Annotated in this window: 18 protein-coding genes; 8 read left to right on the top strand and 10 right to left on the bottom strand. The window is 72.3% G+C overall.

Translation table 11 applies throughout. The annotated features are described in order from the left end of the window. Positions 1 to 18: 18 nt before the first annotated feature. Positions 19 to 972, bottom strand: coding sequence for a methylmalonyl Co-A mutase-associated GTPase MeaB (gene meaB / locus ABH940_RS27360; protein WP_370061839.1), 954 nt, complete (start codon positions 970 to 972; stop codon positions 19 to 21). 250 nt (positions 973 to 1,222) lie between these two features. Then, positions 1,223 to 2,431 (bottom strand): acetyl-CoA C-acetyltransferase, encoded by a 1,209-nt coding sequence (locus tag ABH940_RS27355; protein WP_370060855.1) that lies wholly within the window; start codon positions 2,429 to 2,431, stop codon positions 1,223 to 1,225. Positions 2,432 to 2,728: 297 nt separating this feature from the next. Between ABH940_RS27355 and mce the strand changes: the two genes are divergently transcribed. The 3 genes from mce to ABH940_RS27340 all read left to right on the top strand — a co-directional run bounded on the left by mce (position 2,729) and on the right by ABH940_RS27340 (position 9,253). Continuing rightward, positions 2,729 to 3,202 (top strand): methylmalonyl-CoA epimerase, encoded by a 474-nt coding sequence (mce, locus tag ABH940_RS27350; RefSeq protein WP_370060856.1) that lies wholly within the window; start codon positions 2,729 to 2,731, stop codon positions 3,200 to 3,202. A gap of 276 nt (positions 3,203 to 3,478) precedes the next feature. Continuing rightward, positions 3,479 to 8,188: a hypothetical protein gene (locus ABH940_RS27345; RefSeq protein WP_370106438.1), complete on the top strand. Its 4,710-nt coding sequence runs from the start codon at positions 3,479 to 3,481 to the stop codon at positions 8,186 to 8,188. Between the two features lie 129 nt (positions 8,189 to 8,317). After that, positions 8,318 to 9,253, top strand: a complete 936-nt coding sequence (locus tag ABH940_RS27340) for a cellulose-binding protein (protein WP_370060858.1) — start codon at positions 8,318 to 8,320, stop codon at positions 9,251 to 9,253. 426 nt (positions 9,254 to 9,679) lie between these two features. Here ABH940_RS27340 and ABH940_RS27335 read toward each other — a convergent pair whose 3' ends face one another. After that, complete coding sequence (locus ABH940_RS27335) at positions 9,680 to 10,483, bottom strand: alpha/beta fold hydrolase (protein ID WP_370060859.1); 804 nt, start codon at positions 10,481 to 10,483, stop codon at positions 9,680 to 9,682. Positions 10,484 to 10,587: 104 nt separating this feature from the next. Between ABH940_RS27335 and ABH940_RS27330 the strand changes: the two genes are divergently transcribed. Together ABH940_RS27330 and ABH940_RS27325 are read left to right on the top strand one after the other, a co-directional pair. After that, on the top strand, positions 10,588 to 11,622 hold the full coding sequence (locus ABH940_RS27330; protein ID WP_370106437.1) for an ABC transporter ATP-binding protein: 1,035 nt from the start codon (positions 10,588 to 10,590) through the stop codon (positions 11,620 to 11,622). After that, the gene (locus tag ABH940_RS27325) at positions 11,619 to 12,383 is read left to right on the top strand and encodes an ABC transporter permease (protein ID WP_370061841.1); all 765 of its coding nucleotides are present in this window, start codon (positions 11,619 to 11,621) and stop codon (positions 12,381 to 12,383) included. The genes ABH940_RS27330 and ABH940_RS27325 overlap by 4 nt, the downstream gene beginning before the upstream one ends. 64 nt (positions 12,384 to 12,447) lie before the next feature. On the opposite strand, the gene ABH940_RS27320 is transcribed toward ABH940_RS27325, so the two are convergent. After that, positions 12,448 to 12,777, bottom strand: a complete 330-nt coding sequence (locus ABH940_RS27320; protein ID WP_370060861.1) for an ATP/GTP-binding protein — start codon at positions 12,775 to 12,777, stop codon at positions 12,448 to 12,450. Between the two features lie 329 nt (positions 12,778 to 13,106). Between ABH940_RS27320 and ABH940_RS27315 the strand changes: the two genes are divergently transcribed. Next, the gene (locus ABH940_RS27315) at positions 13,107 to 14,285 is read left to right on the top strand and encodes an LLM class flavin-dependent oxidoreductase (protein WP_370061843.1); all 1,179 of its coding nucleotides are present in this window, start codon (positions 13,107 to 13,109) and stop codon (positions 14,283 to 14,285) included. 27 nt (positions 14,286 to 14,312) lie between these two features. Here the strand turns inward: ABH940_RS27315 and ABH940_RS27310 are convergent, their stop codons facing one another. Then, a complete protein-coding gene (locus tag ABH940_RS27310) occupies positions 14,313 to 14,705 on the bottom strand; it encodes an SCO5389 family protein (RefSeq protein WP_370060862.1) in 393 nt (130 codons plus the stop codon). 402 nt (positions 14,706 to 15,107) lie between these two features. On the opposite strand from ABH940_RS27310, the gene nucS reads away from it, so the two are divergent. Further along, positions 15,108 to 15,767 carry an endonuclease NucS gene (gene nucS, locus ABH940_RS27305; RefSeq protein WP_370060863.1) on the top strand — a complete coding sequence of 220 codons (660 nt, stop codon included), beginning with the start codon at positions 15,108 to 15,110 and terminating at the stop codon, positions 15,765 to 15,767. Positions 15,768 to 15,844: 77 nt separating this feature from the next. Here nucS and ABH940_RS27300 read toward each other — a convergent pair whose 3' ends face one another. From ABH940_RS27300 to ABH940_RS27290, 3 genes are all read right to left on the bottom strand, one after another. Further along, a complete protein-coding gene (locus ABH940_RS27300) occupies positions 15,845 to 18,286 on the bottom strand; it encodes an ATP-binding protein (RefSeq protein WP_370106436.1) in 2,442 nt (813 codons plus the stop codon). 193 nt (positions 18,287 to 18,479) lie between these two features. Further along, positions 18,480 to 18,818, bottom strand: coding sequence for an STAS domain-containing protein (locus ABH940_RS27295; RefSeq protein ID WP_370060865.1), 339 nt, complete (start codon positions 18,816 to 18,818; stop codon positions 18,480 to 18,482). A 279-nt stretch (positions 18,819 to 19,097) separates the two neighbouring features. Then, a complete protein-coding gene (locus tag ABH940_RS27290) occupies positions 19,098 to 19,955 on the bottom strand; it encodes a 3-hydroxyacyl-CoA dehydrogenase family protein (RefSeq protein WP_370060866.1) in 858 nt (285 codons plus the stop codon). A 123-nt stretch (positions 19,956 to 20,078) separates the two neighbouring features. On the opposite strand from ABH940_RS27290, the gene ABH940_RS27285 reads away from it, so the two are divergent. Continuing rightward, positions 20,079 to 20,381, top strand: a complete 303-nt coding sequence (locus ABH940_RS27285) for a hypothetical protein (protein ID WP_370106435.1) — start codon at positions 20,079 to 20,081, stop codon at positions 20,379 to 20,381. 167 nt (positions 20,382 to 20,548) lie between these two features. Here ABH940_RS27285 and murA read toward each other — a convergent pair whose 3' ends face one another. Next, positions 20,549 to 21,826, bottom strand: coding sequence for a UDP-N-acetylglucosamine 1-carboxyvinyltransferase (gene murA, locus ABH940_RS27280; protein ID WP_370106434.1), 1,278 nt, complete (start codon positions 21,824 to 21,826; stop codon positions 20,549 to 20,551). Positions 21,827 to 21,908: 82 nt separating this feature from the next. Next, on the bottom strand, positions 21,909 to 22,778 hold the full coding sequence (locus ABH940_RS27275; protein ID WP_370106433.1) for an alpha/beta fold hydrolase: 870 nt from the start codon (positions 22,776 to 22,778) through the stop codon (positions 21,909 to 21,911). Positions 22,779 to 22,819 lie beyond the last annotated feature (41 nt).

Here is a 22,819-nt window from a genome sequence, read left to right as displayed (position 1 = left end):
TTTCAGCTCTGCTAACGGTCAGCCCGTCACCGCGGCGACCAGCTCGTCCGCCGCCGCGTACGAGTCCAGTTCACCGTCCGCGACCCTCCGGGCCAGCGCGTCGAGGTGCTTGTCGCCGTGGACGTTGCCGAAGCGCTCGCGCAGTGCCGTCACCGCGATGGCCTCGATCTCCTGCGCAGCGCGGCGCACGCGCCTCGCGGCGAGTTCGCCGTTGTTCGCCATCCAGGCGAAGTGCTTCTCCAGGGCCTCGACGACCTCGCCGACGCCCTCCTGCTTCGCCGCGACCGTCTTGACGATCGGCGGGCGCCAGTCGCCCGGCTGCCGCGCCTCGCCGAGGCCCAGCATGTGGTTGAGCTCGCGGGCGGTGGCGTCCGCGCCGTCGCGGTCGGCCTTGTTGACGACGTAGACGTCGCCGATCTCCAGGATGCCTGCCTTCGCGGCCTGGATGCCGTCGCCCATGCCGGGGGCGAGCAGCACGACGGTGGTGTCCGCCTGGGCCGCGATCTCGACCTCGGACTGGCCGACGCCGACCGTCTCGACCAGGATCACGTCGCAGCCCGCCGCGTCCAGCACGCGGATCGCCTGGGGCGCGGACCAGGCGAGGCCGCCGAGGTGACCGCGGGTGGCCATGGACCGGATGAACACCTCCGGGTCCGTCGCGTGCTCCTGCATCCGCACCCGGTCGCCCAGCAGCGCGCCGCCCGAGAACGGCGAGGAGGGGTCGACGGCCAGCACGCCGACCCGCTTGCCGAGCCGCCGGTACGCGGAGACCAACGCCGAGGTCGAGGTGGACTTGCCGACGCCCGGCGAGCCGGTCAGGCCGACCACGTAGGCCTTGCCGGTCAGCGGGGCGAGCGCGGCCATGACCTCGCGCAGCTGCGGGGACGCCCCCTCCACCAGGGAGATCAGCCGGGCGACCGCCCGCGGTCGCCCTTCTCGGGCCTGCTCGACCAGCGCGGGGACGTCGATCATCGTGCGGAGCTCCAACTCTGGATCAAACGGTCAGAAAGTGATCCGAGGCCCGGTTGCACTGCCACGTTGCCCTACCAAGGGGCGCGGGGCTCTGCTGATGTGCGGCTCCGCCGCGTGGGCGCGAGAGCCACCCCATGCGGATGGCCCTGCGCGCCCGGCGACTCACCACCTCGGGTGGCTTGTCGCGCGCGCAGTCGATCGAGCAGAGCCCCGCGCCCCTGGAGGTGCAACGGACCCAATGCGCTAAGACTTACGCCTTCGGCACGCGCACGATCAGCGCGTCGCCCTGGCCGCCGCCGCCGCACAGCGCCGCCGCGCCGACGCCGCCGCCACGGCGCTGCAGCTCCAGCGCCAGGGACAGCACCAGACGGGCGCCGGACATCCCGATCGGGTGACCCAGCGCGATCGCGCCGCCGTTGACGTTCACCTTGTCGAGCGAAATTCCGAGGTCCTTCACCGACTGCACGGCGACGGCCGCGAAGGCTTCGTTGATCTCGACCAGGTCGAGGTCCTCGACGCCGATGCCCTCCTTGCCCAGGGCGTGCTTGATCGCGTTGGACGGCTGCGACTGCAGCGAGTTGTCCGGGCCGGCCACGTTGCCGTGGGCGCCGATCTCGGCGATCCAGGTCAGGCCCAGCTCCTCGGCCTTGGCCTTGCTCATCACGACCACCGCGGCGGCGCCGTCGGAGATCTGCGAGGCGGAACCCGCGGTGATGGTGCCGTCCTTGGTGAAGGCCGGGCGCAGCTTGCCGAGCGACTCGACCGTGGTGTCGGCGCGGACGCCCTCGTCCACGGAGAAGACCACCGGCTCGCCCTTGCGCTGCGGGATCTCCACCGGGACGATCTCGGCCTCGAAGACGCCGTTCTTCTGCGCGGCGGCGGCCAGCTGGTGCGAGCGGGCGGAGATCTCGTCCTGCTCGGGGCGCTGGATACCCAGGCGGGTGTTGTGGATCTCGGTGGACTCGCCCATCGGGATGCCGTCGAACGCGTCGGTCAGGCCGTCGTAGGCCATCGCGTCGAGCATCTCGATCGCGCCGTACTTGAAGCCCTCACGGGACTTGGGCAGGAGGTGCGGGGCGTTGGTCATCGACTCCTGGCCACCGGCCACGACGATGTCGAACTCACCGGCGCGGATCAGCTGGTCGGCCAGCGCGATCGCGTCCAGGCCGGAGAGGCAGACCTTGTTGATGGTGAGCGCCGGGACGCTCATCGGGATGCCGGCCTTGACCGCGGCCTGGCGGGCGGGGATCTGGCCGGCGCCGGCCTGGAGCACCTGACCCATGATCACGTACTGGACCTGGTCCCCGGTGACACCGGCGCGCTCCAGCGCGGCCTTGATCGCGACGCCGCCCAGGTCGGCGCCCGAGAACCCCTTGAGCGAGCCGAGCAGGCGGCCCATCGGAGTGCGGGCGCCCGCGACGATCACGGAGGTGGTGGCGCTGCTTGCCGTGTTGCTCATGGTGGTCGAGCCCCTTTGCTCTGAATGCTCTGCAGGAACTGTTCTGAACGGGTCCCACGGGAATCTCACGGGTCCCACGGGAACTGGCCGCCCGGTGTGCCACGGCACCGAGTGCCAGTTGGGAGTTTTCCGCTCAATGTATCGACCGGCCGAGGGACCGTCACCCGGCACGCGGTGTGATCACGGGCACCATCGGCACGGGTTTCGCCAGGGCACGAGTTGCGCTCTATTGGAAGCGTCGACCATCGACCACTCATTCCCTGACCGCTCATTCCCTGCCTGCAGAAGGGCCTCCCCGTGCTGACGCGCATCGACCACATCGGCATCGCCTGCTTCGACCTGGACAAGACCGTCGAGTTCTACCGGGCGACCTACGGCTTCGAGGTCTTCCACACCGAGGTCAACGAGGAGCAGGGCGTCCGCGAGGCCATGCTCAAGATCAACGAGACCTCCGACGGCGGCGCCAGCTACCTGCAGCTGCTCGAGTCCATCCGCGAGGACTCCGCGGTCGGCAAGTGGCTGGCCAAAAACGGCGAGGGCGTCCACCACATCGCCTTCGGCACCGCCGACGTCGACGCCGACTCCGCGGACATCCGTGGCAAGGGCGTGCGAGTCCTCTACGACGAGCCGCGGATCGGCTCCATGGGTTCGCGGATCACCTTCCTGCACCCCAAGGACTGCCACGGCGTGCTGACCGAGCTGGTCACCTCCGCCACCCCCGGCGCGCACCCGGACGCACACGGCGCAACGGACCAGGAAACCCACGGGTAATCAGACTCCACAGCCCCCCGCGCGAGAAAAAACCCGCAGACCCCCCTGCACGCACCCCTGATGACGTGAGAAAATGCGCCGGTGCCACGGTCCGGTAGCCGGGGGGCGCGGGTGGGGGGTGCTCAGCGACCTCGTGGCCCACTCTCTCCCACGATCTGCCACCATTCTCCGTAAGGCATAGGGTTCATCAAGGAGCTCACTCGGACGGCGGATCGGGATACACCCGAACCGGCGCACGGGCTGGCGACGCGAGCAGGAGACGGATGGGACCGCGGAGTGCGGGGCAACGACGGCTACGAGGTTGACGATCACCTCGCCAAGTTCGAGGCCGACATGGATCGGCTTCGCAAGGAGCGCGAGAAGGCCGTCACACATGCCGAGGACCTCGCCTACCAGGTGGAAGTCCTCCGCGCCAAGCTGCACGAATCGCGTCGGCAGCTTGCGCAGCCGCGCGCCTTCGACTCCGTCGCCGGGCAGGCCGAACAGATCCTGCGCACTGCCGAGGCCCAGGCCGAGCAGCTGCGGCAGGAGGCCGAGCGCACCCGGTTGGAGGCGCAGAACGCCACCGCCCGGCTGATGCAGGAGGCCGCCGACCGCTCCGCCCGGCTCCAGGCCGAGTGGCAGGCCGAGGCCGAGGCGCGTCGCCGCCACCTCGAGGCCGAGCTGGCCGACATGCGCCGCAACGCCGAACTGCACGTCAACGAGAACGTCTCCTGGGCCGAGCAGGCCCGCGCCGGGACCGAGCAGCAGGCCCGGCAGATCATCGACCAGGCGCGCGCCGAGGCCGAGCACCTGATGAGCGTGGCCCGCGCCGAGGCCATGGCCGTCTCCGAGTCGGCCACCTCCCAGGTCGCCGCCGACGTCGAGTCCACCCGCGCCGAGGCCGACGCGGTCCTGCAGCGTGCCCGGACCGAGGCCGAGCGGCTGCTCAACGCCGCCGCCGCGCAGGCCCAGGACGCCACCGAGCGGGCCGAGCGGGCCCGTGTCGAGGCCAACACCGAGGCCGCGACGCTCCGCGCGAACGCCGAGGAGCAGCTGGCCAGCGCCGAGGCCGTCGGTCAACAGCGCTCGGACACGGCCAAGGCCGAGGTCGCCCGGATGGTCGCCGCCGCGATCAAGGAGGCCGACGAGGTCAAGGCCGAGGCCCAGCGGCTGCTGGAGGAGGCACGCGCGGAGATCGAGCGGCTCCGGACCGAGGCGCTCGAGTCCGCCCGCACCCAGGGCGCCGCCACCGCGACCGTGCACCTGGCCAAGGCGGCCCGCACCGCCGAGGAGGTCGTCTCCCGCGCCACCTCCGACGCCGAGACCGTCCGCCTGAACGCCACCGAAGAGGCCGAGCGGATCCGCACCGAGGCCAGGGCCGAGGTGCAGCTGCTGCGCGACCAGGCCAGGGCCGCCGCCGAGCAGGCCCAGGGCATGGCCCTGGACGAGATCGCCGCGCACCAGGACGCCGCCGCCCAGCTGCGCGCCGAGGCCGAGCAGTTGCGCGCCGACACCGCCGTCGAGGCCGAGCGGACCCGGGGCGAGGCACGTCGTCAGGCCATAGCGCAGATCGAGGAGTCGGCCCGCACCGCCGAGGAACTCCTGGTCAAGGCCAAGGCCGACGCCGACGAGCTGCGCGGCGGGGCTGCCGGGGAGGTCGCCGCCACCAAGGCGCGCGCCGCCGAGGACGCCCGGGAGATCCAGGGCCGCGCCGAGCAGGTGCTGGCCCGCGCCAAGACCGAGGCCGAGCGGATCCGTGGCGAGGCCGAGGGCATCCGTGACGCCGAGGCCGCCAAGGGCGTGGCCAAGGCCGAGGAGGTGCACGCAGCTGCTGCTGCCGCCGCCGAGCAGACCCGCAAGGCCGCGGCCGCCGCCTCCGAGGAGCTGCGCGCCACCGCCGCCGCCGAGGCCGAGCGTGTGCAGACCGAGGCCCGGCAGGAGCGCGACCAGATCCTGGCCGCCGCCGAGCAGTTGGCCGCCGAGCGCGCCGAGGAGGCGCGCGCGGCCGGGGAGCGCGCCGCCGCTGACGCCGAGGCCGCCGCCGAGCTCCGCGAACGCACCGCCGCCGAGACCACCGAGCTGCGCGAGCGCACCGCCGTCGAGGTCGCCGAGTCCCGCGCCCAAGCCGAGAACCAGCTGGCCCGGATGCGCGCCGACCTGGACAGCGAGGTCGAGCGGATCCGCACCGAGGCGCGCGAGGCCGCCGCTCAGGACCTGGCCGAGGCCAAGGCGCAGCGCGACGCCGCGGGCGGCGACGCCGAGCGGATCCGCGCCGAGGCCACCGAGCGCGCCGAGGTCGACCTGGCCGAGGCCCGGTCGCTGCGCGAGCAGGCCGCCGCGTCCATCGGCGACGCCGAGGCGGAGGCCGAGCGGATCCGTGAGGCCGCCCGCGACCAGGAGGCCGACCTGGTCCGCCTGCGCGAGGCCGCCGAGGCCGACGCGGAGCGGATCGCCGAGGAGGCCCGCCAGGCCGCCGAGGCGCAGGCCGCCGAGCTGGCCGAGCAGCGCACGGCGGCACTGTCCGCCGCGCAGGCCGAGGCGGAGCAGCTCCAGGCCCAGGCGCAGGAGGCCGCCGCCCAGGCACAGCAGGCCCTGGAGCAGCACGACGCGGAGGCCGCCGCCCAGCGCGAGTCGCTGCTGACGGACGCTCAGGTCGAGGCCGAACGGCTGCGGAACGAGGCTCAGGCCACCGTCGAGCAGGCCGAACAGGCGGCGCGTCAGCAGGCCTCCGACCTGGCCGACGCCAGGGCGCAGAGCGAGCGCGAGCTCGCCGAGCAGCGCGACGCCGTGCTGGCCGAGGCGCACGGCGAGGCGGACCGGGTCCGAGGCGAGGCCCGCGAGGCCGCCGCGGTCGACCTGGCCGAGGCCAAGGCCTCCCGCGAGGCCACCGCCCAGACCCTGATCGAGGCTCAGGCCGCCGCCGACGAGACCCGCGAGGCTGCGGTGGCCGACGCGGAGGAGGCCCGCCAGGCCGCCGCGGCGGACGCCGACGAGATCCGCGCCCAGGCCCGTCGCGAGCACGAGGAGGCCGCCGCCGAGCTGGCCCGGCTCCGCGCCGAGGCCGACGCGGTGATGGCCGCCGAGCACGCAGCCATGGTCGAGCAGCGCAGCCAGGCCGACGCCCGCGCCACCGAACTCGTCGCCCAGGCCGAGCAGGCCGCCGCCGAACACGCCGCCGGCCTGGCCGCGCTGCGTGCGCAGGCCGAGAACGAACTGGCCGACCGGCGCGACGCGGTGCTCGGCGAGGCCCACGGCGAGGCCGACCAGATCCGCGCCGAGGCCCGCGCGGCCGCCGCGGTCGACCTGGCCGACGCCAAGGCCTCCCGCGAGACCGCGGCCAAGGCGCTGATGGACACCGAGACCGCCGTCGCCGAACTGCGCGACGAGGCCGCGAAGGTGCTCGCCGACGCCGAACAGCAGGCCGCCGCCGACCGCGAGGCGCTCCACGCCGAGCTGACCGAGCTGCGTCGGCAGGCGGAGCAGTCCGCCGCCGAGACCGCCGCCTCCGCCGAGCGCGAGGCCGGTCAGGTGCGGCAGTTGGCCACCACCGAGGCCGCCCGGGTCCGGGCCGAGGCCGCGTCCGACCGCGAGCGGGTCACCTCCGAGCTGGCCGGGCTGCGGCAGGAGGCCGCCGAGGCCTTCGCCGAGGAGCGGGCCAGGCTCGACGCCGAGCGCGCCGAGAACGAGCGCGAGGCCGCTGCCCGGATCGCGGCCGCCGAGGACGAGGCCGCGCAGATCCGCCAGTCCGTCGCCGGGATGCACGAGGCGGCCGAGGTCCAGATCACCCAGCTCCGCGCCGACGCCGAGCGCGAGGCCGCACAGATCCGCGACCTGGCCACCGCCGAGGCGGCCCGGGTGCGGGCCGAGGCCGAGCAGATCCGCGAACAGGCCGAGCAGGACACCGCCCGGACGCGCGCGGAGGCGGAGGAGCTCCGCACCCGCACCGCCGAGGAGTCCGCCCGCACCCTGGCCGAGGCCCAGGAGCTGGCGGAGTCGGTCACCACCGACGCCGAGACCACCGCGCTGGCCACCACGGCCGCCGCGGAGGAGCAGGCCGACGCCATGGTCTCCGCCGCCCGCAGGGAGGCGGAGCGGATCACCGCCGAGGGAGCCGCCGAGGGCAGCTCCCTGGTCGAACAGGCCCGTCGCGACGCCGACCAGATCCTGGTCGAGGCGCGCGGCGACGCGGCGCAGATCCGCGAACGTGCCGAGGAGCTGCGCGAGCGCATCCACGGCGAGGTCGAGGCACTGCACGAGCGGGCCCGCAAGGAGTCCGCGGAGGCACTGCGCTCGGCCGGTGAACGCGTGGACAAGCTGATCGCGGACACCACCGAGCAGTTGGACGCCTCCAAGGCCGAGGCCGACCGCGCGTTGGCCGAGGCACGCGACAAGGCCGCCGAAATGCAGTCCGACGCGTCCGCCGAGGCGAGCAAGGTCCGCATCGCCGCGGTCAGGAAGGCGGAGGGGCTGCTCAAGGAGGCCGAGGCGCGCAAGGCCGACGCCGTGGCCGAGCTCGAGGCGGCCCGCGCGGAGGCCGGGCAGACCCGGCAGGCCGCGACCGACGCCGCCGAGCGGACCCGTCAGGAGGCGGTCGAGGCAGGCGAGTCGGAGCTGGTCCGGGCCAGGACCGACGCCGAGCGCACGGTCGACGAGGCCCGTTCCGAGGCCAAGCGGATCACCGACGAGGGCCGCAGGGAACTCGACGAGCTGGTCAGCCGCCGCAAGGACATCAACACCGAGATCGCCCGCGTGCAGGACGTGCTCCAGGCCCTCGAGGCCTTCGAGGCGCCGGCCGGTGCGGGCAAGGCGAACGGGGGCACGGCGGGCGCCGAGAACGGCTCCGCCAACGGCTCGGGCCACGGGGGCGGCGGCTCGGGCAAGGCGAACAACGACAGCGGCTCAGGATCCGGCAAGGGCGGCGGTCGCGGGGGCTCCCCTGCGGGTGTCGGAGCGGGTGCAACTCGTGCGAGTGGCAAACGCGGTGGCGTGCAACCACCCGATTGAGCGGTCATTCTCCACTCTTCATCGGCTTTCCGTCGATGACACTCCGAATCCGTGTCAGGATTCGCCCTACCACCTCATCTCAGACTCCATAGACACCACCTCTGGCAGACGGACAGGAACTCCACCCCCATGAGCGACACACACTCTCCGCACGGCTTCGACGTCGTGCGCCGCGGGTACGAGCGTGCTCAGGTCGACGAGCGCATCAGCAAGCTGGTCGCGGACCGCGACGGCGCTCTCAACCGGATCTCCGCGCTGGAGAAGCGCATTGAGGAGCTGCACCTCGAGACCCAGACGGCGCAGGCGCAGATCACCGACGCCGAACCGTCGTACGCCGGCCTGGGCGCCCGGGTCGAGAAGATCCTCCGGCTCGCCGAGGAGGAGGCCAAGGACCTGCGTGACGAGGCCCGCCGCGCCGCCGAGCAGCACCGCGAGCTGGCCGAGGCCGCCGCGCAGCAGGTGCGCAGCGAGGCCGAGGGCTACGCCAAGGACCGCAAGGCGAAGAGCGAGGAGGAGGGCGCTCGCATCGTCGAGAAGGCGAAGAGCGACTCCACCCAGCTGCGCGCCGAGGCCACGAAGGACGCGCAGAACAAGCGCGAGGAGGCTGACGCCCTCTTCGAGGAGACCCGTGCGAAGGCCGCCCAGGCCGCCGCCGACTTCGAGACCAACCTGGCCAAGCGCCGCGAGCAGTCCGAGCGTGACCTGGCGGCTCGTCAGGCCAAGGCCGAGAAGCGCCTCGCCGAGATCGAGCACCGCGCCGAGCAGCTCCGTCTGGAGGCGGAGAAGCTCCGCACGGACGCCGAGCGCCGCGCGCGTCAGACTGTCGAGACCGCCCAGCGCCAGGCCGAGGACATCGTCGCCGACGCCAACGCGAAGGCGGACCGCGTCCGCAGCGAGAGCGAGCGCGAGCTCGCGGCGCTGACGAACCGTCGCGACAGCATCAACGCCCAGCTCACCAACGTCCGCGAGATGCTCGCCACCCTCACGGGCGCGGCGGTCGCCGCGGCGGCAGCCCCGGACGACGACGTCATGGGCCGCGGCGTCCCGGCGCAGCAGAGCCGGTAGGCAGACGGATCACTGTTCGCTGCCGCAGATGGTTGCACTGTCCAGGGGCGCGGGCGCGACAAGCCGAGCCAGCGCTGCCACAGGTAGATGCACTATCAGGGGCGCGAGGAACTGCTCATGTGCGGCTCCGCCGCGTGGGCGCGACAAGCCGAGCCAGCGCTGCCACAGGTAGATGCACTATCAGGGGCGCGAGGCTCTGCTCATGTGCGGCTCCGCCGCGCGGGCGCGACAAGCCGAGCCAGCGCTGCCACAGGTAGATGCACTATCAGGGGCGCGAGGAACTGCGCGACAAGCCACCCATGGTGGTGAGTCGCCGATCGAGCAGGGCCATCCGGACAGGGTGGTTGCTCGCGCAGTTCCTCGCGCCCCTGGTGTGCTCGCTCGCCTGCCCCAAAGCGCCTGGCGCCCCCCACGTGGTTGTTCGTCTCAGTCCAGCCGGGCCAGGAGCGTCCTGACGGCAGTGTTGAAGGCCTCCGGGACCTCCAGTGGAGAGAGGTGGCCCGCGCCCGGGAGGATCGTCAGTTCGGACTGGGGCAGGGCCTCCGCCAGGGCCTCGGCGTCGGAGGGTGGGGTGAGGGTGTCCTCCGCGCCGACGACGACCAGGGACGGGACGTCGACCTTCCGGAGGTCCGCGAGGGAGTCGGGCCGGCAGGCCATTGCCCTCTGCGCCCAGGCCACCGCCTCCGGTGACGCGCTCTCGATCAGCGAAGCGACATGCGCGACCAGTTCCGGTGCGCGCGCCGCCGTCGTCGCGCCGAGGAGCGGGGACGGCAACTGCTCGTCGACCAGCAGGCGCACGCTCCGCCGGGCCAGGACCGCCGACGCGACGCGCTCGCGGTGGGCGCGGGCCTGGTCGGTGTCGGCCGTGCCCTTCGTGTCGGCGAGGAGCAGGCCGCTGAGGCGGTCCCCATGGCGGCGGGCGAAAGCCATGGCCACGTAGCCGCCCATGGAGACGCCGCCGACGACCGCCTCCTCGATGCCCGCGCGGTCGAGCAGCAGCGCGATGTCGTCCGCCAGCAGGTCCAGCGACGGGGCGTCAGCACCCAGCTCCGTACCGCCGAAACCGCGCAGGTCGACGGCGAGGACGCGGGCGTCCGAGCCGTCCGTGCCGGGCAGCTCGTCGAGCTGGGCCTGCCACATGCGGGAGGACAGCGGGAAGGCGTGCAGCAGCACCAGCGGCGTGCCCGAGCCCGCCTCGCGCACGGAGAGCACGGAGAGTTGTTCGGTCATGGGGCCAGCGTAGGACGCGCGGCGGCCGATCGGCGCAGGTACAGGGCGGGAGGTAGGGAACTGACCTAGTGTGGCCAGGGACGACCAGTCCAGGGAGTGCGCCCATGATCGAGGTCCACGAGCTGACCAAACGGTACGGCGACACCCTCGCCGTGGACCGGCTCAGTTTCACGATCCCCACCGGCGTGGTCACCGGGTTCCTCGGGCCGAACGGCGCCGGGAAGTCCACCACCATGCGGATGATGCTGGACCTGGACCGGCCCACCGCCGGAAGCGTCCGGATCGACGGCAAGCACTACGGTCAGCTGCGCGAACCGCTCAAGTACATCGGCGCCCTGCTGGAGGCCAAGGCGGTCCACCCAGGGCGCACCGCCTACAACCACCTGCTCTGGATGGCGCAGAGCAACCGGATCCCGACCCGTCGGGTGGACGAGGTGCTGAGCCTGGTCGGGCTGACGGCGGTCGCGAAGAAGCGGTCGGGCGGTTTCTCGCTGGGCATGGGGCAGCGGCTGGGCATCGCCGCCGCGCTGCTGGGCGACCCGAAGATCCTGATGTTCGACGAGCCGGTCAACGGCCTGGACCCGGAGGGCATCCTCTGGGTCCGCAATCTGATGAAGGCGCTGGCCGCGGAGGGGCGGACGGTCTTCGTCAGCTCGCACCTGATGTCGGAGATGGCGCTGACGGCGGACCACCTGATCGTCATCGGGCAGGGCAGGCTGCTGGCCGACCTGTCGATGAACGAGTTCATCGACCAGAACTCGCACTCCTTCGTCCGGCTCCGCTCGCCGCAGCCCGAGCGACTGCTCGACCTGCTGACCGCCAACGGCATGAGCGCGAGGCCGGACAGTGACGGCGCCTTCGAGGTGGTCGACGCCGACCCGGCCCGGATCGGCGACCTGGTCGCGGCCCACGGCGTCACGCTGCACGAACTGAGCCCGCAGCGCGCGTCCCTGGAGGAGGCGTTCATGCGGATGACGGCAGACTCGGTCGAGTACCACACCGGCGCCATGCCCACGCACGGCCTGTCCGGAGCCCTCCCGGCGGACGAGGCCGCGGAGCCCCCACCCGCGCCCGCACCCGCGTCCGCGTGGGGTGCGGACTGGAGGAGCACCAAGGGCAACAAGAAGAAGGAGAGCTGACGATGGTTCCGGTGCTGCTCTCCGAGTGGACCAAGGTGAAGACGGTCCGGTCGACGCTGGTCACCCTGATCACCGCGTTCGTGGTGACGGTCGGCCTCGGCGCGTTGATCTCGTTCTTCAGCAACAGCAACTTCAGCAAGATGGGCGCGTCGGAACAGGCCAGCTTCGATCCGACCTCGACCAGCTTCTCCGGCATCTTCCTGGGCCAGCTGGCTCTGATCGTCTTCGCCGTGCTGGTGATCGGCAGCGAGTACAGCACCGGGATGATCCGGGCGACGCTGGCCGCCGTGCCGCAGCGGACGACGCTGATGGTGGCCAAGGTGCTGACGGTGCTGGCGCTGGTACTGCCGGTCGCGCTGCTGACCGCGTTCGTCGCGTTCTTCCTCGGGCAGTCGCTGCTCGGCAGCCACCGGACGCACATCGGCGACCCGGGCGTGCTGCGCGCGGTGTTCGGCATGGCGATCTACATGACGCTGATCGCCCTCTTCTCGCTGGGCGTCGGCTTCATGCTGCGCAAGCCGGTGCTCTCGCTGGGCCTGCTGATGCCCTTCTTCTTCCTGATCTCGCCGATCCTCAGCGCGGTGCCCAAGGTGAAGACCGTCGCCCACTACTTCCCGGACGAGGCGGGCCAGCGCTTGGCCGCCGTGCACGGGTCGACCAGCATCCCCTACGGCCCGCTGGAGGCCTTCTTCATCTGCCTGGCCTGGGTGGCCGTCGCGCTGGCGGTGGGTCTGGTGCTGCTCAAGCGCCGGGACGCCTGAAGCCGGCGCTCCGGGCTGGGACCCGGTCTGAGCTGGTACCGGTCTGAGCTGGTACCGGTCCGGGCTAGTACCGGGGAGCGCCGCGGCCGCGGATCACGTTCGCGCCGCGGCGTTCGCGTGCCGTCCAGCAGGCGCGGTGCCAGTGGCGGCGGTCGTCGACTCCCCCGGCCGCGCCCATCGACTGGGCGGGCCAGGCGACCACATGCCCGACGCCGGGCGGGATCTCCTGGTCGCATCCGGGGCAGCGGTAGGACTTGCCGCTGTCGCCTGCGACGGACCGGACCTGCCACTCCTCGCCGCCGAAGTCCTCGGTCTGCTCCATCCAGTGGCCGCCGGAAATCGCACGGGGATTCTGTCGTTCGTCCCCTCGGGGACGACTTCGTCGAGGAGACACGATTCCCCCTTGCTGGACGGCATGCTGGTGCCTCACAGGGTAGTGGAACCGGTGCGTCATGGCCCGATTCCGGTGTCGAAGGCCCTCTACCACAGGGTCCCAGATCCTGCCAGAGGCCGATGCCAATTCCACCCGTTATCGCGCCGAGTGGCAGCTTTCGCTGTGCCCGTGGCACATGACGTGAGTTACTCCAGTGGTAGCTGCGGGATCGAAGTTTCCCGCGATGCCAAGGAGTTGATTCCATGTCCGCCGTGCACGCCAGCGCCGTCCCGACTCTCGCGCCGTACCGGCTACCGAGGCAGCGGACAGCCCGGCGCGCGCCGGCCGGGATCACCGCCGGAGCGTTCCTGCTCTCGGCGCAGTTCCCCGGCCAGAGCCACGCCGAATCCCTGGAACGCACCGTCTCCGCCACGATAGCGGCCGAGCAGGCGGGCCTGGACAGCGTCTGGCTCGCCGAGCACCACTTCGTCCCGTACGGAGTCTGCCCCGACGCCGCGACGCTGGCGGGTCTGCTGCTGGGCCGGACGCGCCGGATCCGGGTCGGCACGGCGGTCAGCGTGCTGCCGACGCACCATCCGGTGCGGCTGGGCGAGCAGGCCGCGCTGCTGCACCTCACCTCGGGCGGGCGGTTCACCCTCGGCGTCGGCCGGGGCGGACCGTGGATCGACCTGTCCGTCTTCGGGGGCGGGGCGGAGGCCTACGAGTCGGGTTTCCCCGAGTCGCTCGACCTGCTGCTGCGCTGGCTGCGCTCCTCGCGGGTCGGCGCGTCAGGTCCGCGCTACTCCTTCCCCGAGGTGCCGGTCGTGCCGCGGGCGACCGAGCAACCGCTCACCCCGATCCAGCCGCTGCACCCGGTGACGTCGCAGCGCCAGCGCCCGACGGTCGGTCAGCACGCCTATGCCGACGCGTACCCCGACGCCCACACGGAGGCGTACGCGGAGGCGCCGACGGCGATGGCGGCACCACGGGCGGTCGGGGGGCCGCCCGTGGTGGTCGCCTGCACCTCTCTCGGCTCGGTCCGGCTGGCGGCGCAGCGGGGCCTGCCGATGCTGCTGGGCATGCACTCCGGGGACGAGGACAAGGCGGAGATGATCGCCGCCTACCGCAACGCCGCCCTGGAGGCGGGCCGTTCACCCGACCAGGTCGCTCGGGTCGAGGCTGAGCACGTCGCCGCCGGAGTGGCCCAGGTCGGCGACAGCACTGCGGAGGCACGGGCGCAGCTGATGCGCTCCATGCCCGGCTTCTTCCAGTACGGCCTGGGCGCGCACCGGACGGTCGACGGACGGGAGCGCCGGATGCGCGACCCGGAGCAGTACACCGAGCTCCTGTGCGATCTGCACGCGGTGGGCACCGCGCAACTCTGCGCCGACAGGCTGTCGGCCACGCACGAGCGCACGGGTATTCGACGCTTCGCCCTGCTGGTGGAGGGCTCCGGCGACCGGGCCGAGACGATCGGCAACATCGCCCGGCTGGGCGCGGAAGTCCTCCCCCAGCTTCCGCAGAATTGACTTGATCAGATCCGCCCCCGAACGTCTTCAGCAGTCCCGCAACACCTCGGACTGGTTGAGTACCTGCGCGCGGATCGAGGTGAACTTCTCGAACCGGTTGTCGGACTCCGGCCCCGGCGGGAAGACGGCGACCCGGTGGCAGTTCTGGAATGCGAGCCGGACACCGAAGTGCCGCTCCAGGGCGCCCCTGATCGCGTTGCTCGCCATGGCGCGCAGCAGCTGGCCGCGGGCCTGCTCGGAAGGCGGGGGCACCTGGTTGTCGGCGAACTCACTGCCGTCGACCTGCTGCTGGACGACCAGCGAGCTGATCAGGTCCCAGGCGTAGGGCAGGGAGGTACGGACGCAGTCGACGAATTCCCTCTCGTCGACCTCGCCTCGCTCGGCCTTTTCGAGCAGGGCCGGTGAGACGTCGAGCGACATGGGTTCTCCTCTCGCAGTGCCTCCGCGAACGGGCCGCCGCGGAGGGGTGGTGCAGAGTGGACGGTGGTTGCTCAGTCCGCTCTCCCGCCACAGCTCCGGCGGAAAGGCGTACTCACCAGCGTCCCAGGGAACGGCCGGGTAGGGAGCGGAATGTGGCAATCTCCCTACCCTGAGTGTCCGTGACTCACCGTAAGGGGTGATACACAGTGGCACCAGAGTGCGGCGAAAGGATCAAGCCACAGTTGTGGTGATCCGACTGTCACACGGCGCGTGCTCTGCGTAGTCGCCGGTACTCGACCGTGACAACGCGCCCGCGTACGCCGGTGGTTCCGGCGGATCGCGCGTTCGCGGGTTTGGCGTGGAATCGCTTCGAATGGCCTTCGTGGGCTAGCGTGGTCGGCCGTGCGTCTCGTCATTGCCCGCTGCTCCGTCGACTACGCAGGCCGGCTCACCGCCCACCTGCCGTCCGCCCCTCGGCTCATCCTGGTCAAGTCGGACGGAAGTGTCGCCGTGCACTCCGACGACCGCGCCTACAAGCCGCTCAACTGGATGTCCCCGCCCTGCACGCTCAAGGAGGAGGACGGCCGCTGGACGGTGGAGAACAAGGCCGGCGAAAAGCTGATCATCACCCTCGAAGAGGTCATGCTCGACTCCTCGCACGAACTCGGCGTGGACCCGGGCCTGATCAAGGACGGCGTCGAGGCCCACCTCCAGGAGCTCCTCGCCGACCGGATGGAGGTCCTCGGCGAGGGCTGGTCGCTGATCCGCCGGGAGTACATGACGGCGATCGGTCCGGTCGACATCCTCTGCCGCAACGCGGAGGGCACCACCGTCGCGGTCGAGATCAAGCGTCGCGGCGAGATCGACGGCGTCGAGCAGCTCACCCGCTATCTCGAACTGCTCAACCGTGACCCGCTGCTGGCCCCGGTGAAGGGCATCTTCGCCGCACAGCAGATCAAGCCCCAGGCCCGGGTGCTGGCCAACGACCGCGGCATCGACTGCGTGGTCCTGGACTACGACGGGCTGCGCGGCATCGAGGACGACAAGCTCAAGCTGTTCTGATCCCGGATCAGCAGGTGTCGTCGACCAGGCCAATGTTCTGGAACCCCCGCAGGCCTGGCGGGGGTTCTCAACACCGCCTAGCCAGCGGTCGGGGAGGACGTCCCGGCTGAGCCACTCGTCGCCGGGCTGCTCGCCGCCGAGCTGCTCGCTACCGGGCCGGACGCCGTGGCCGACTGGCTCGCCGGGACGGCCGCGGCGCTCCCGCCGGGCGAGGGCGAGCCGGTCGACCCGCCCGACGTGCCACCGGTCGTGCCGGTCGACCCGCCGGTGGAACCCGCGCTGCCCCCCGTCGAACCGGTGCTCCCGGTGCTGCCACCGGTCGTGCCGCCCGTCGTACCGCCCGTAGGCGTGCCCGTCGTACCGCCCGACGTGCCTCCGGTCGACCCGCCGGTGGAACCCGTGCTGCCCCCCGTCGAACCGGTACTGCCACCGGTACTGCCACCGGTTGTGCCACCCGTGGTGCCCCCCGAACTGCCGCCGCTGGAACCGCCGGTGGACCCGCCCGTGGTACCGCCCGAGCCACCGTGCGTGGCGGGCGGGGAGTTCGGCGGTTGGGTCACGCCCGGAGCCGACGGGGAGAGCGAGGGGCTGGACGCGCTGGAACTCGGCGAGGCGGTCGTCGACTTCGACGGGGACGCCTTGGCCGACGAGGAGGTCGTGCCGGAGCCGGACGGCGAGCCGGGACCACCGAGGTCCGGCAGGGTCGGCGTCGCGCTGGGACGACCGGCCGGGGCGACGTCGACGCTCTGCCCCTTGCCGGAGCCGCCGTCGAAGACGTGCAGCCCCACGGCCGCGCCCGCACCGAGCAGGCCCATCAGCACCACGCTGCCGCCCGCCAGCATGAGCTGACGCCGCGTCGCCGGACCCTCGCGGCGCTCGGTGGCCCCGACGGTGCGACGCGTCGCGAACGCGGCGAGGCGGCGCAGGCCGTCCTCCCGGCCGCCGCGCAGGCGCGCTCCGCCGACGGCGGTGGCGCCGGTGATGACGGCGGCCTGGTCGAGCAACTCCAGCACGTGGCGGCCGTTGGCGGTGCCGCGCGCGTCGGCCAGGGCACCGCGCAGCGCTACGGAGGCCTCAAGCTCGGCACGCGAGCGCTCGTAGGCTCCCGCGCAGAAGGTCAGCACGCCCAACTCGTGGTGGAACCAGGCTTCTTCAGCCACCGAGGCGGTCGCCCGCGCGGACTCCAGACCGTGGCGCAGCGCCCGCTCCCAGGCGCCCCAGCGCAGCGCCAGCCCGAAGGCGGGCGCGCAGGCGCGGGCCAGCAGCACCACCTGCTCGTGCCGTCCGGCCTCCTGGTCGGTGCGCAGCACGGCGAGCAGCACCTCGGCCTCGATCGCGATCTGAGTCTCCGTCACCGCGGCGTGCCCGGTCCACCAGGCGAAGTGCTGCGCGGCGTCCCGGACTCCGGTCTCGGGCCACTCCCCCGCCAGCAGCGCGGCGGTGCCCTCGACCAGGCGGTGCGTGCCGCCGGGCACCTCCTCGGCCAGACCGGCCTCGACCAGCTCCTCCAGGGCCGCCTCGCCGTGGCCGACGTCGACCAGCGCGGGCAGGTGCGGCGGGGTCGGGAAGTCGCCGCCGAGCGACGCGGCGAGCCGGAGCACGGCCCGCGTGGGCTCGGAGAGGCCCCTGGCGATCCGGGCCGCGGGCGCGGCGCTCTCGGCGACCGACGGCAGCGGCACGGGGTCCTCGTCGAGGTCGACGAGTCCGCCCGCGAGCGCGTCGATGGCCAGCTCGCGGTGGCGCAGCAGCGCGGCGGCCTGGACGAAGCGCAGTGGGAGGCCCTCGGACTCGAACCAGAGGTCCACCGCCCAGGCCCGCTCGCTCTCGTCCAGGGAGCGGCACGCCAGCTTGGTCAGCAGCGCCAGGCAGCCCGCCCGGCTCAGGCCGGTGAGCCGCGACTCCTCGACGGGTGCGCCGGCCGTGGGCGTGGGGGCGTCGGGGGTGGCCGCGATCAGGAAGGAGCAGTCGGGAGCGGCGAGCATCAGCTCGTCCAGCGCCTCGCCGCCGAAGTCGACGTCGTCGACGAGGACGGCGGCGCGGTGGCCGGCCAGCAGCTGCGGCAGCTCACGACGGGTGGGCCGGTGGCCGGGGGCGCCGCCGAGTGCGGCGTAGAGGTCCTGGAGCAGGTCGCCGAGCGGCTTGCGGTAGGCGCTCAGCCGGACCACGCCGCCGGGCAGCAGCCCGGAGCACGAGGCGGCGACGGCCTCCAGCACGGCGCTGCGTCCGGAGCCGTGCGGGCCGGTCAGCCGGACCGAGCGGCCCTGGACGAGCAGTTCCCGGAGCCGTGCGCACTGCTCCTCGCGCTCCAGCAGTCCGCCGGCCGCGTAGCGGACGGGGCCGTGGGCGTCGCCCAGCGGCGTCGGCGGCTGCGGGCGGCGGTGCTCGGGCAGCGGCTCGACGGCGGAGCCCTCGGGGCCGTTGACGGTCAGCAGCAGGTCGCCTGCGACGACGTCGCCGGTACGTCGGCGTCCGTCAGGGAGCGGCTCGCCGGAGCCGAGCGCTCCACCCGCGACGGACAAACCGCCCGTATACGGTGCGACCGCGCCGGGTGTACCTCTGGGCACCAGTTCCCCGCCGGATATGCCTGCGGAGTGGTGGCCTGTCGTTTCGCTCATGATCCTCTTCCGGCCCCGTCCGCGCCGACACAAGGCGCTCTGCGGGGGTCATTCTGCGGTACGGAAGTGAACCCTGGGGAGAGCGGCCCTCGGACCGTTATGGGATGGACACCGGCAGCGGCTCGACCGCGGACGCCGGGTGGTAGCTCTCGATCGCGAGGATCCGGTGCAGCCGCGTGGCCACCAGCAGTCGCTGCAGCTGCAGCGGGACGCCGCGCAGCACCAGGCGGCGGCCGTAACGTCCGGCACGGCGGTGGGTACCCATGATCACGCCCAGCCCGGTCGCGTCCCAGGACGACAGGCCGCTCAGGTCGAGCACGAGATCGCCCGCTCCGTCGTCCACGGCGCGGTGCAGCGCGGTGCGGGCATCGGCGGCGGAGCGCACGTCGAGCTCGCCCTCGACGGCGAGGTGACCGTGGTCACCGCGGATCAGCATGCGGGCTCCCCTCGCTCTCGTGGATACCGGGTCACCGAGGTGTCCGCCGGTGACTTCTCACAGGTGACCCCCTCCATCTGACGCAACGACAGGCGAGCAAGTTGCTGGCCACGGCGAGATCTGAAAGGAAATCACTCATCCGGGTGAAGGATGTCCGCGCTTCACGTCAGTCGACCGGATGTTCGTTTGATTATCGAGGATCCCCAGTGCTGATGGGGCCCCAGGTGAGACAGCTCACCTGGGGCCCACGTCACACTTCCGCACGCGTGCGGAGCGGTCCTACTTGTCGCCGTAGGGGTAGAAGCCCTGGCCGCTCTTGCGACCGAGGTCGCCCGCGGTCACCATGCGCGCCATGATCTCCGGCGCGGCGAACTTGGTGTCCTGGGTCTCGTCGTAGATGTTGTGCGCGGCGTGCAGCAGGATGTCGACGCCGGTCAGGTCCGCGGTGGCCAGCGGGCCCATCGCATGGCCGAAGCCGAGACGGCAGGCGGTGTCGATGTCCTCCGCGCTGGCGACGCCGGACTCGTAGAGCTTGACGGCCTCGACCACCAGCGCGGTGATCAGGCGGGTCGTCACAAAGCCCGCCACGTCCCGGTTGACGACGACGCAGGTCTTGCCGATGCCCTCGGCGTAGGCGCGGACCGTGGCCAGGGTGGCGTCGCTGGTCTTGTAGCCGCGCACCAGCTCGACCAGCTGCATCATCGGCACCGGCGAGAAGAAGTGGACGCCGACGACGTCCTCCGGACGCTCCGTCACGGCCGCGATGCGGGTGATCGGGATCGCCGAGGTGTTGGTGGCGAGCACCGCGCCCGGCTTGGCGATCTTGTCGAGCTCGCGGAAGACGCCCTCCTTGACGTCCAGTTGCTCGAAGACCGCCTCGACGATGATGTCCGCGTTCCCGGCCGCGCCGAGGTCGGTGGTCGTGGTGATCCGGGCGAGGGCGGCGTCCATGGCCTCCTGGGTCATCCTGCCCTTGCTGACGAAGCGGGCGTAGCTGTCCCGGATGCCGGTGAGGCCGCGCTCGAGGGCCGCGTCGGTGACGTCCCGCAGCACCACGTCATGTCCGGCGACAGCCGAGACCTGGGCGATTCCGGAACCCATGAGCCCGGCTCCGACGACGGCGATGCTGCTGGTCACGGTGTCCTCCGTGTCGTAGTGGTGTCCGCGGCAGCGCATCCGCGCAGCGAGGATCGCCCGCGCACGGCGTCGTGCCTGGCAGGAATCTACACACTTCACGGCCGTCCGAAGCAGAATGGGAGCGTGATCGCGCTCACCCTGCGCCTGCTGGCCCCGTTTCTCGTGGTCGGGGTCCTGATGCTGCTGCTGCGCTGGACCTGGGGACGTGGCCGCTCCCTCGCTCAGCGCGAGCCGAGGTCCGGCCGCCCGGACGACTACGGCCTGCTGGTGCCGGTGGCTGCGCCGGCCGACACCGAGGAGGCGCTGGTGCTGAGCGCACGGCTGGACGAGGCGGGCATCCGGCACACGATCGTGGACACCACGTCCGGCCCCCGCGTCATGGTCTGGGAGGACGACGTGGAACGGGCCCGCCGGACGCTGCGGTGAGAGGGACGGTGCAATCTCCAGGGGCGCGGGGAACTGCGCGAGAAGCCACCCCGTGCGGATGGCCCTGAACGTTCGGCGCTCAACCCGCGTGGGTGGGTTGGCGCGCCCACGGCGGCGGAGCCGCAGATCAGCAGTGCCCCGCGCCCCTGAGGAACCTGCAACTTCCCCTATGACTCGTGCTCGCGCGTGATCGTCGCGCCCAGCGCGGTCAACTGCTCGGCGAAGCCCGCGTATCCGCGGTCGATGTGGTGGATCCCCGAGACCACCGTCTCGCCGTCCGCGACGAGCCCGGCCAGGACCAGGCCCGCGCCTGCCCGCACGTCGGAGGAGACCACCGGCGCACCGGACAACCAGTCGACGCCGCGCAGGACCGCGTGGTGGCCGTCGGTGCGCACCTCCGCGCCCAAGCGGGCCAGCTCCTGGAGGAAGACGAAGCGCGCCTCGAAGATGTTCTCGGTGATCATCGCCGTGCCCTCCGCGACCGCGTTCATCGCCGCGAACTGCGGCTGCAGATCCGTCGCGAACCCCGGGTACGGCAGCGTCACCACGTCCACGGAGCGCGGACGGCGTGTCATCACCACCCGGAAGCCCACCGGGTCCGCGCTGATCTCGGCTCCCGCCGCGGCGAGCTTGTCCAGCGCGATGCGCAGATGCTCCGGGCGGGCGTGGTCGACCCGGACGTCGCCCATGGTCATCGCCGCCGCGACGCCGAAGGTCCCGGCCACGATCCGGTCCGGGACGGTGTCGTAGGCGACCGGGTAGAGCCGGTCCACGCCCTGCACCTCGATCGTCGACGAACCCGCGCCGCCGATCTTCGCGCCCATCGCCTGCAGCATCTCGCAGAGGTCGACGATCTCCGGCTCGCGGGCGGCGTTGTCGATGACCGTGTCGCCCTTGGCCAGCACCGCTGCCATCAGGATGTTCTCGGTCGCGCCCACGCTCGGGAAGTCCAACTCCACCGAGGCGCCGACCAGCCTGCCGGAGAGCGCCTCCGCCACCAGGAACCCGTGCTCGGTGGCGATCCTGGCGCCCAGCCGGGTCAGGCCGTCGATGTGCATGTCCAGGCCGCGCGAGCCGATCGCGTCCCCGCCCGGCCGGGCGACCCGCACCTGCCCGCAGCGGGCGAGCAGCGGCCCGAGCACGGCGATGGAGGCGCGGAACCGGCGGACCAGGTCGTAGTCGGCCTCGTAACCGATCTCCCCCGGCACGCTGATCACGGCCGTGCCGCCCTGGATGTCCTCCCACTCCAGCTGCACCTGGCAGCCGAGCCGTCGCAGCAGCTCAGCCATGATCTCGACGTCCAGGATCCGGGGCAGATTGCCGATCCTGAACTCGCCCTCGGCAAGCAGCGTCGCCGCCATCAGCTTGAGCGCGCTGTTCTTCGCACCCGGCACGCGCACCCGCCCGACGAGCCGCGTGCCACCGACCACCCGGAACCGTTCCATGGTCAGGCATCGTACGTGGCGCCCGTCGCGCGCTCGGCCGGAAGAGTGACGCGTGATGTCGGTGTCGCCCGGTTCGGGCTGCTCAGTCCAGCTGCCCGAGGAAGTCGACCAGGATCCGGGTGAACTCCTCCGGCCGCTCCATCGTCGTGTAATGGCCTGAGTCGGGGAGATCCACCGCGCGGCCGTCGGGGACGGCCGCGACCATCCGCGCGACGGAGCGGCGCACACCGACGCAGTCGAAACCGCCGTTGACCGCCAGCACGGGCAGCGTCAGCTCGTGGGCGCGCTCCTCCTTGCCGGTCACCCACACCGCGTGGTCGGGCTCGTCCGGCGTGTGCTTCATCAGCGTCCGGACGGACATCTCCCGGACCTGACGGACAATGGCGGGGTCGACGTCGGTGAGCGCGCGGTCGGGCCCGGGAAGCCAGTCGAGGAAGACGTCCATCCACGCCGGGATGTCCCCGCGCGCGAGCGCGTCGCTCTGCGCCGCCTGGCGCTCGACGAACCAGGGGTCGCCCGCGTCATGGTCGCCGAGGCCGTAGCCGCTGGTGACCAACGCCCGGACCAGCTCCGGGTGTTCGAGCGCGGTGTCGCTCGCGATCAGCGCGCCCATGGAGACTCCGACCAGCACCGCCGGACCGGCGTCGAGGTGGCGCAGCAGCGCGGCGAGGTCGTCCGTGAAGCGGAACGGCCGCGAGGCGTTGGCGGAGTCGCCGTGCCCGCGCGCGTCGGGGGCGACGACGCGGTAGCCCTGGGCGGCGAGGCCCGGGACGAGGTTGTCGAACTGGGTGCGGTCGACGAAGCCGGTGTGCAGCAGCACGACCAACTGCCCGTCCGGCGGCCCGGAGTCGCGGTAGACGAGGTCACCGTCGCCGGAGTCGAAGGAGTGCGTGTCAGGGGATGCGTCACGGGTTGCGTCACGGGACACCGAAGAGATCGAGGTCTCAGTCATGACAACCAAGGTGTCACAGTTGGAGCACTATGGCAACCGAG

This window comes from Streptacidiphilus sp. BW17 (genome assembly GCF_041262485.1).
Lineage (GTDB): Bacteria > Actinomycetota > Actinomycetes > Streptomycetales > Streptomycetaceae > Streptacidiphilus.
This window is presented reverse-complemented; position numbering and strand designations above follow the sequence as displayed.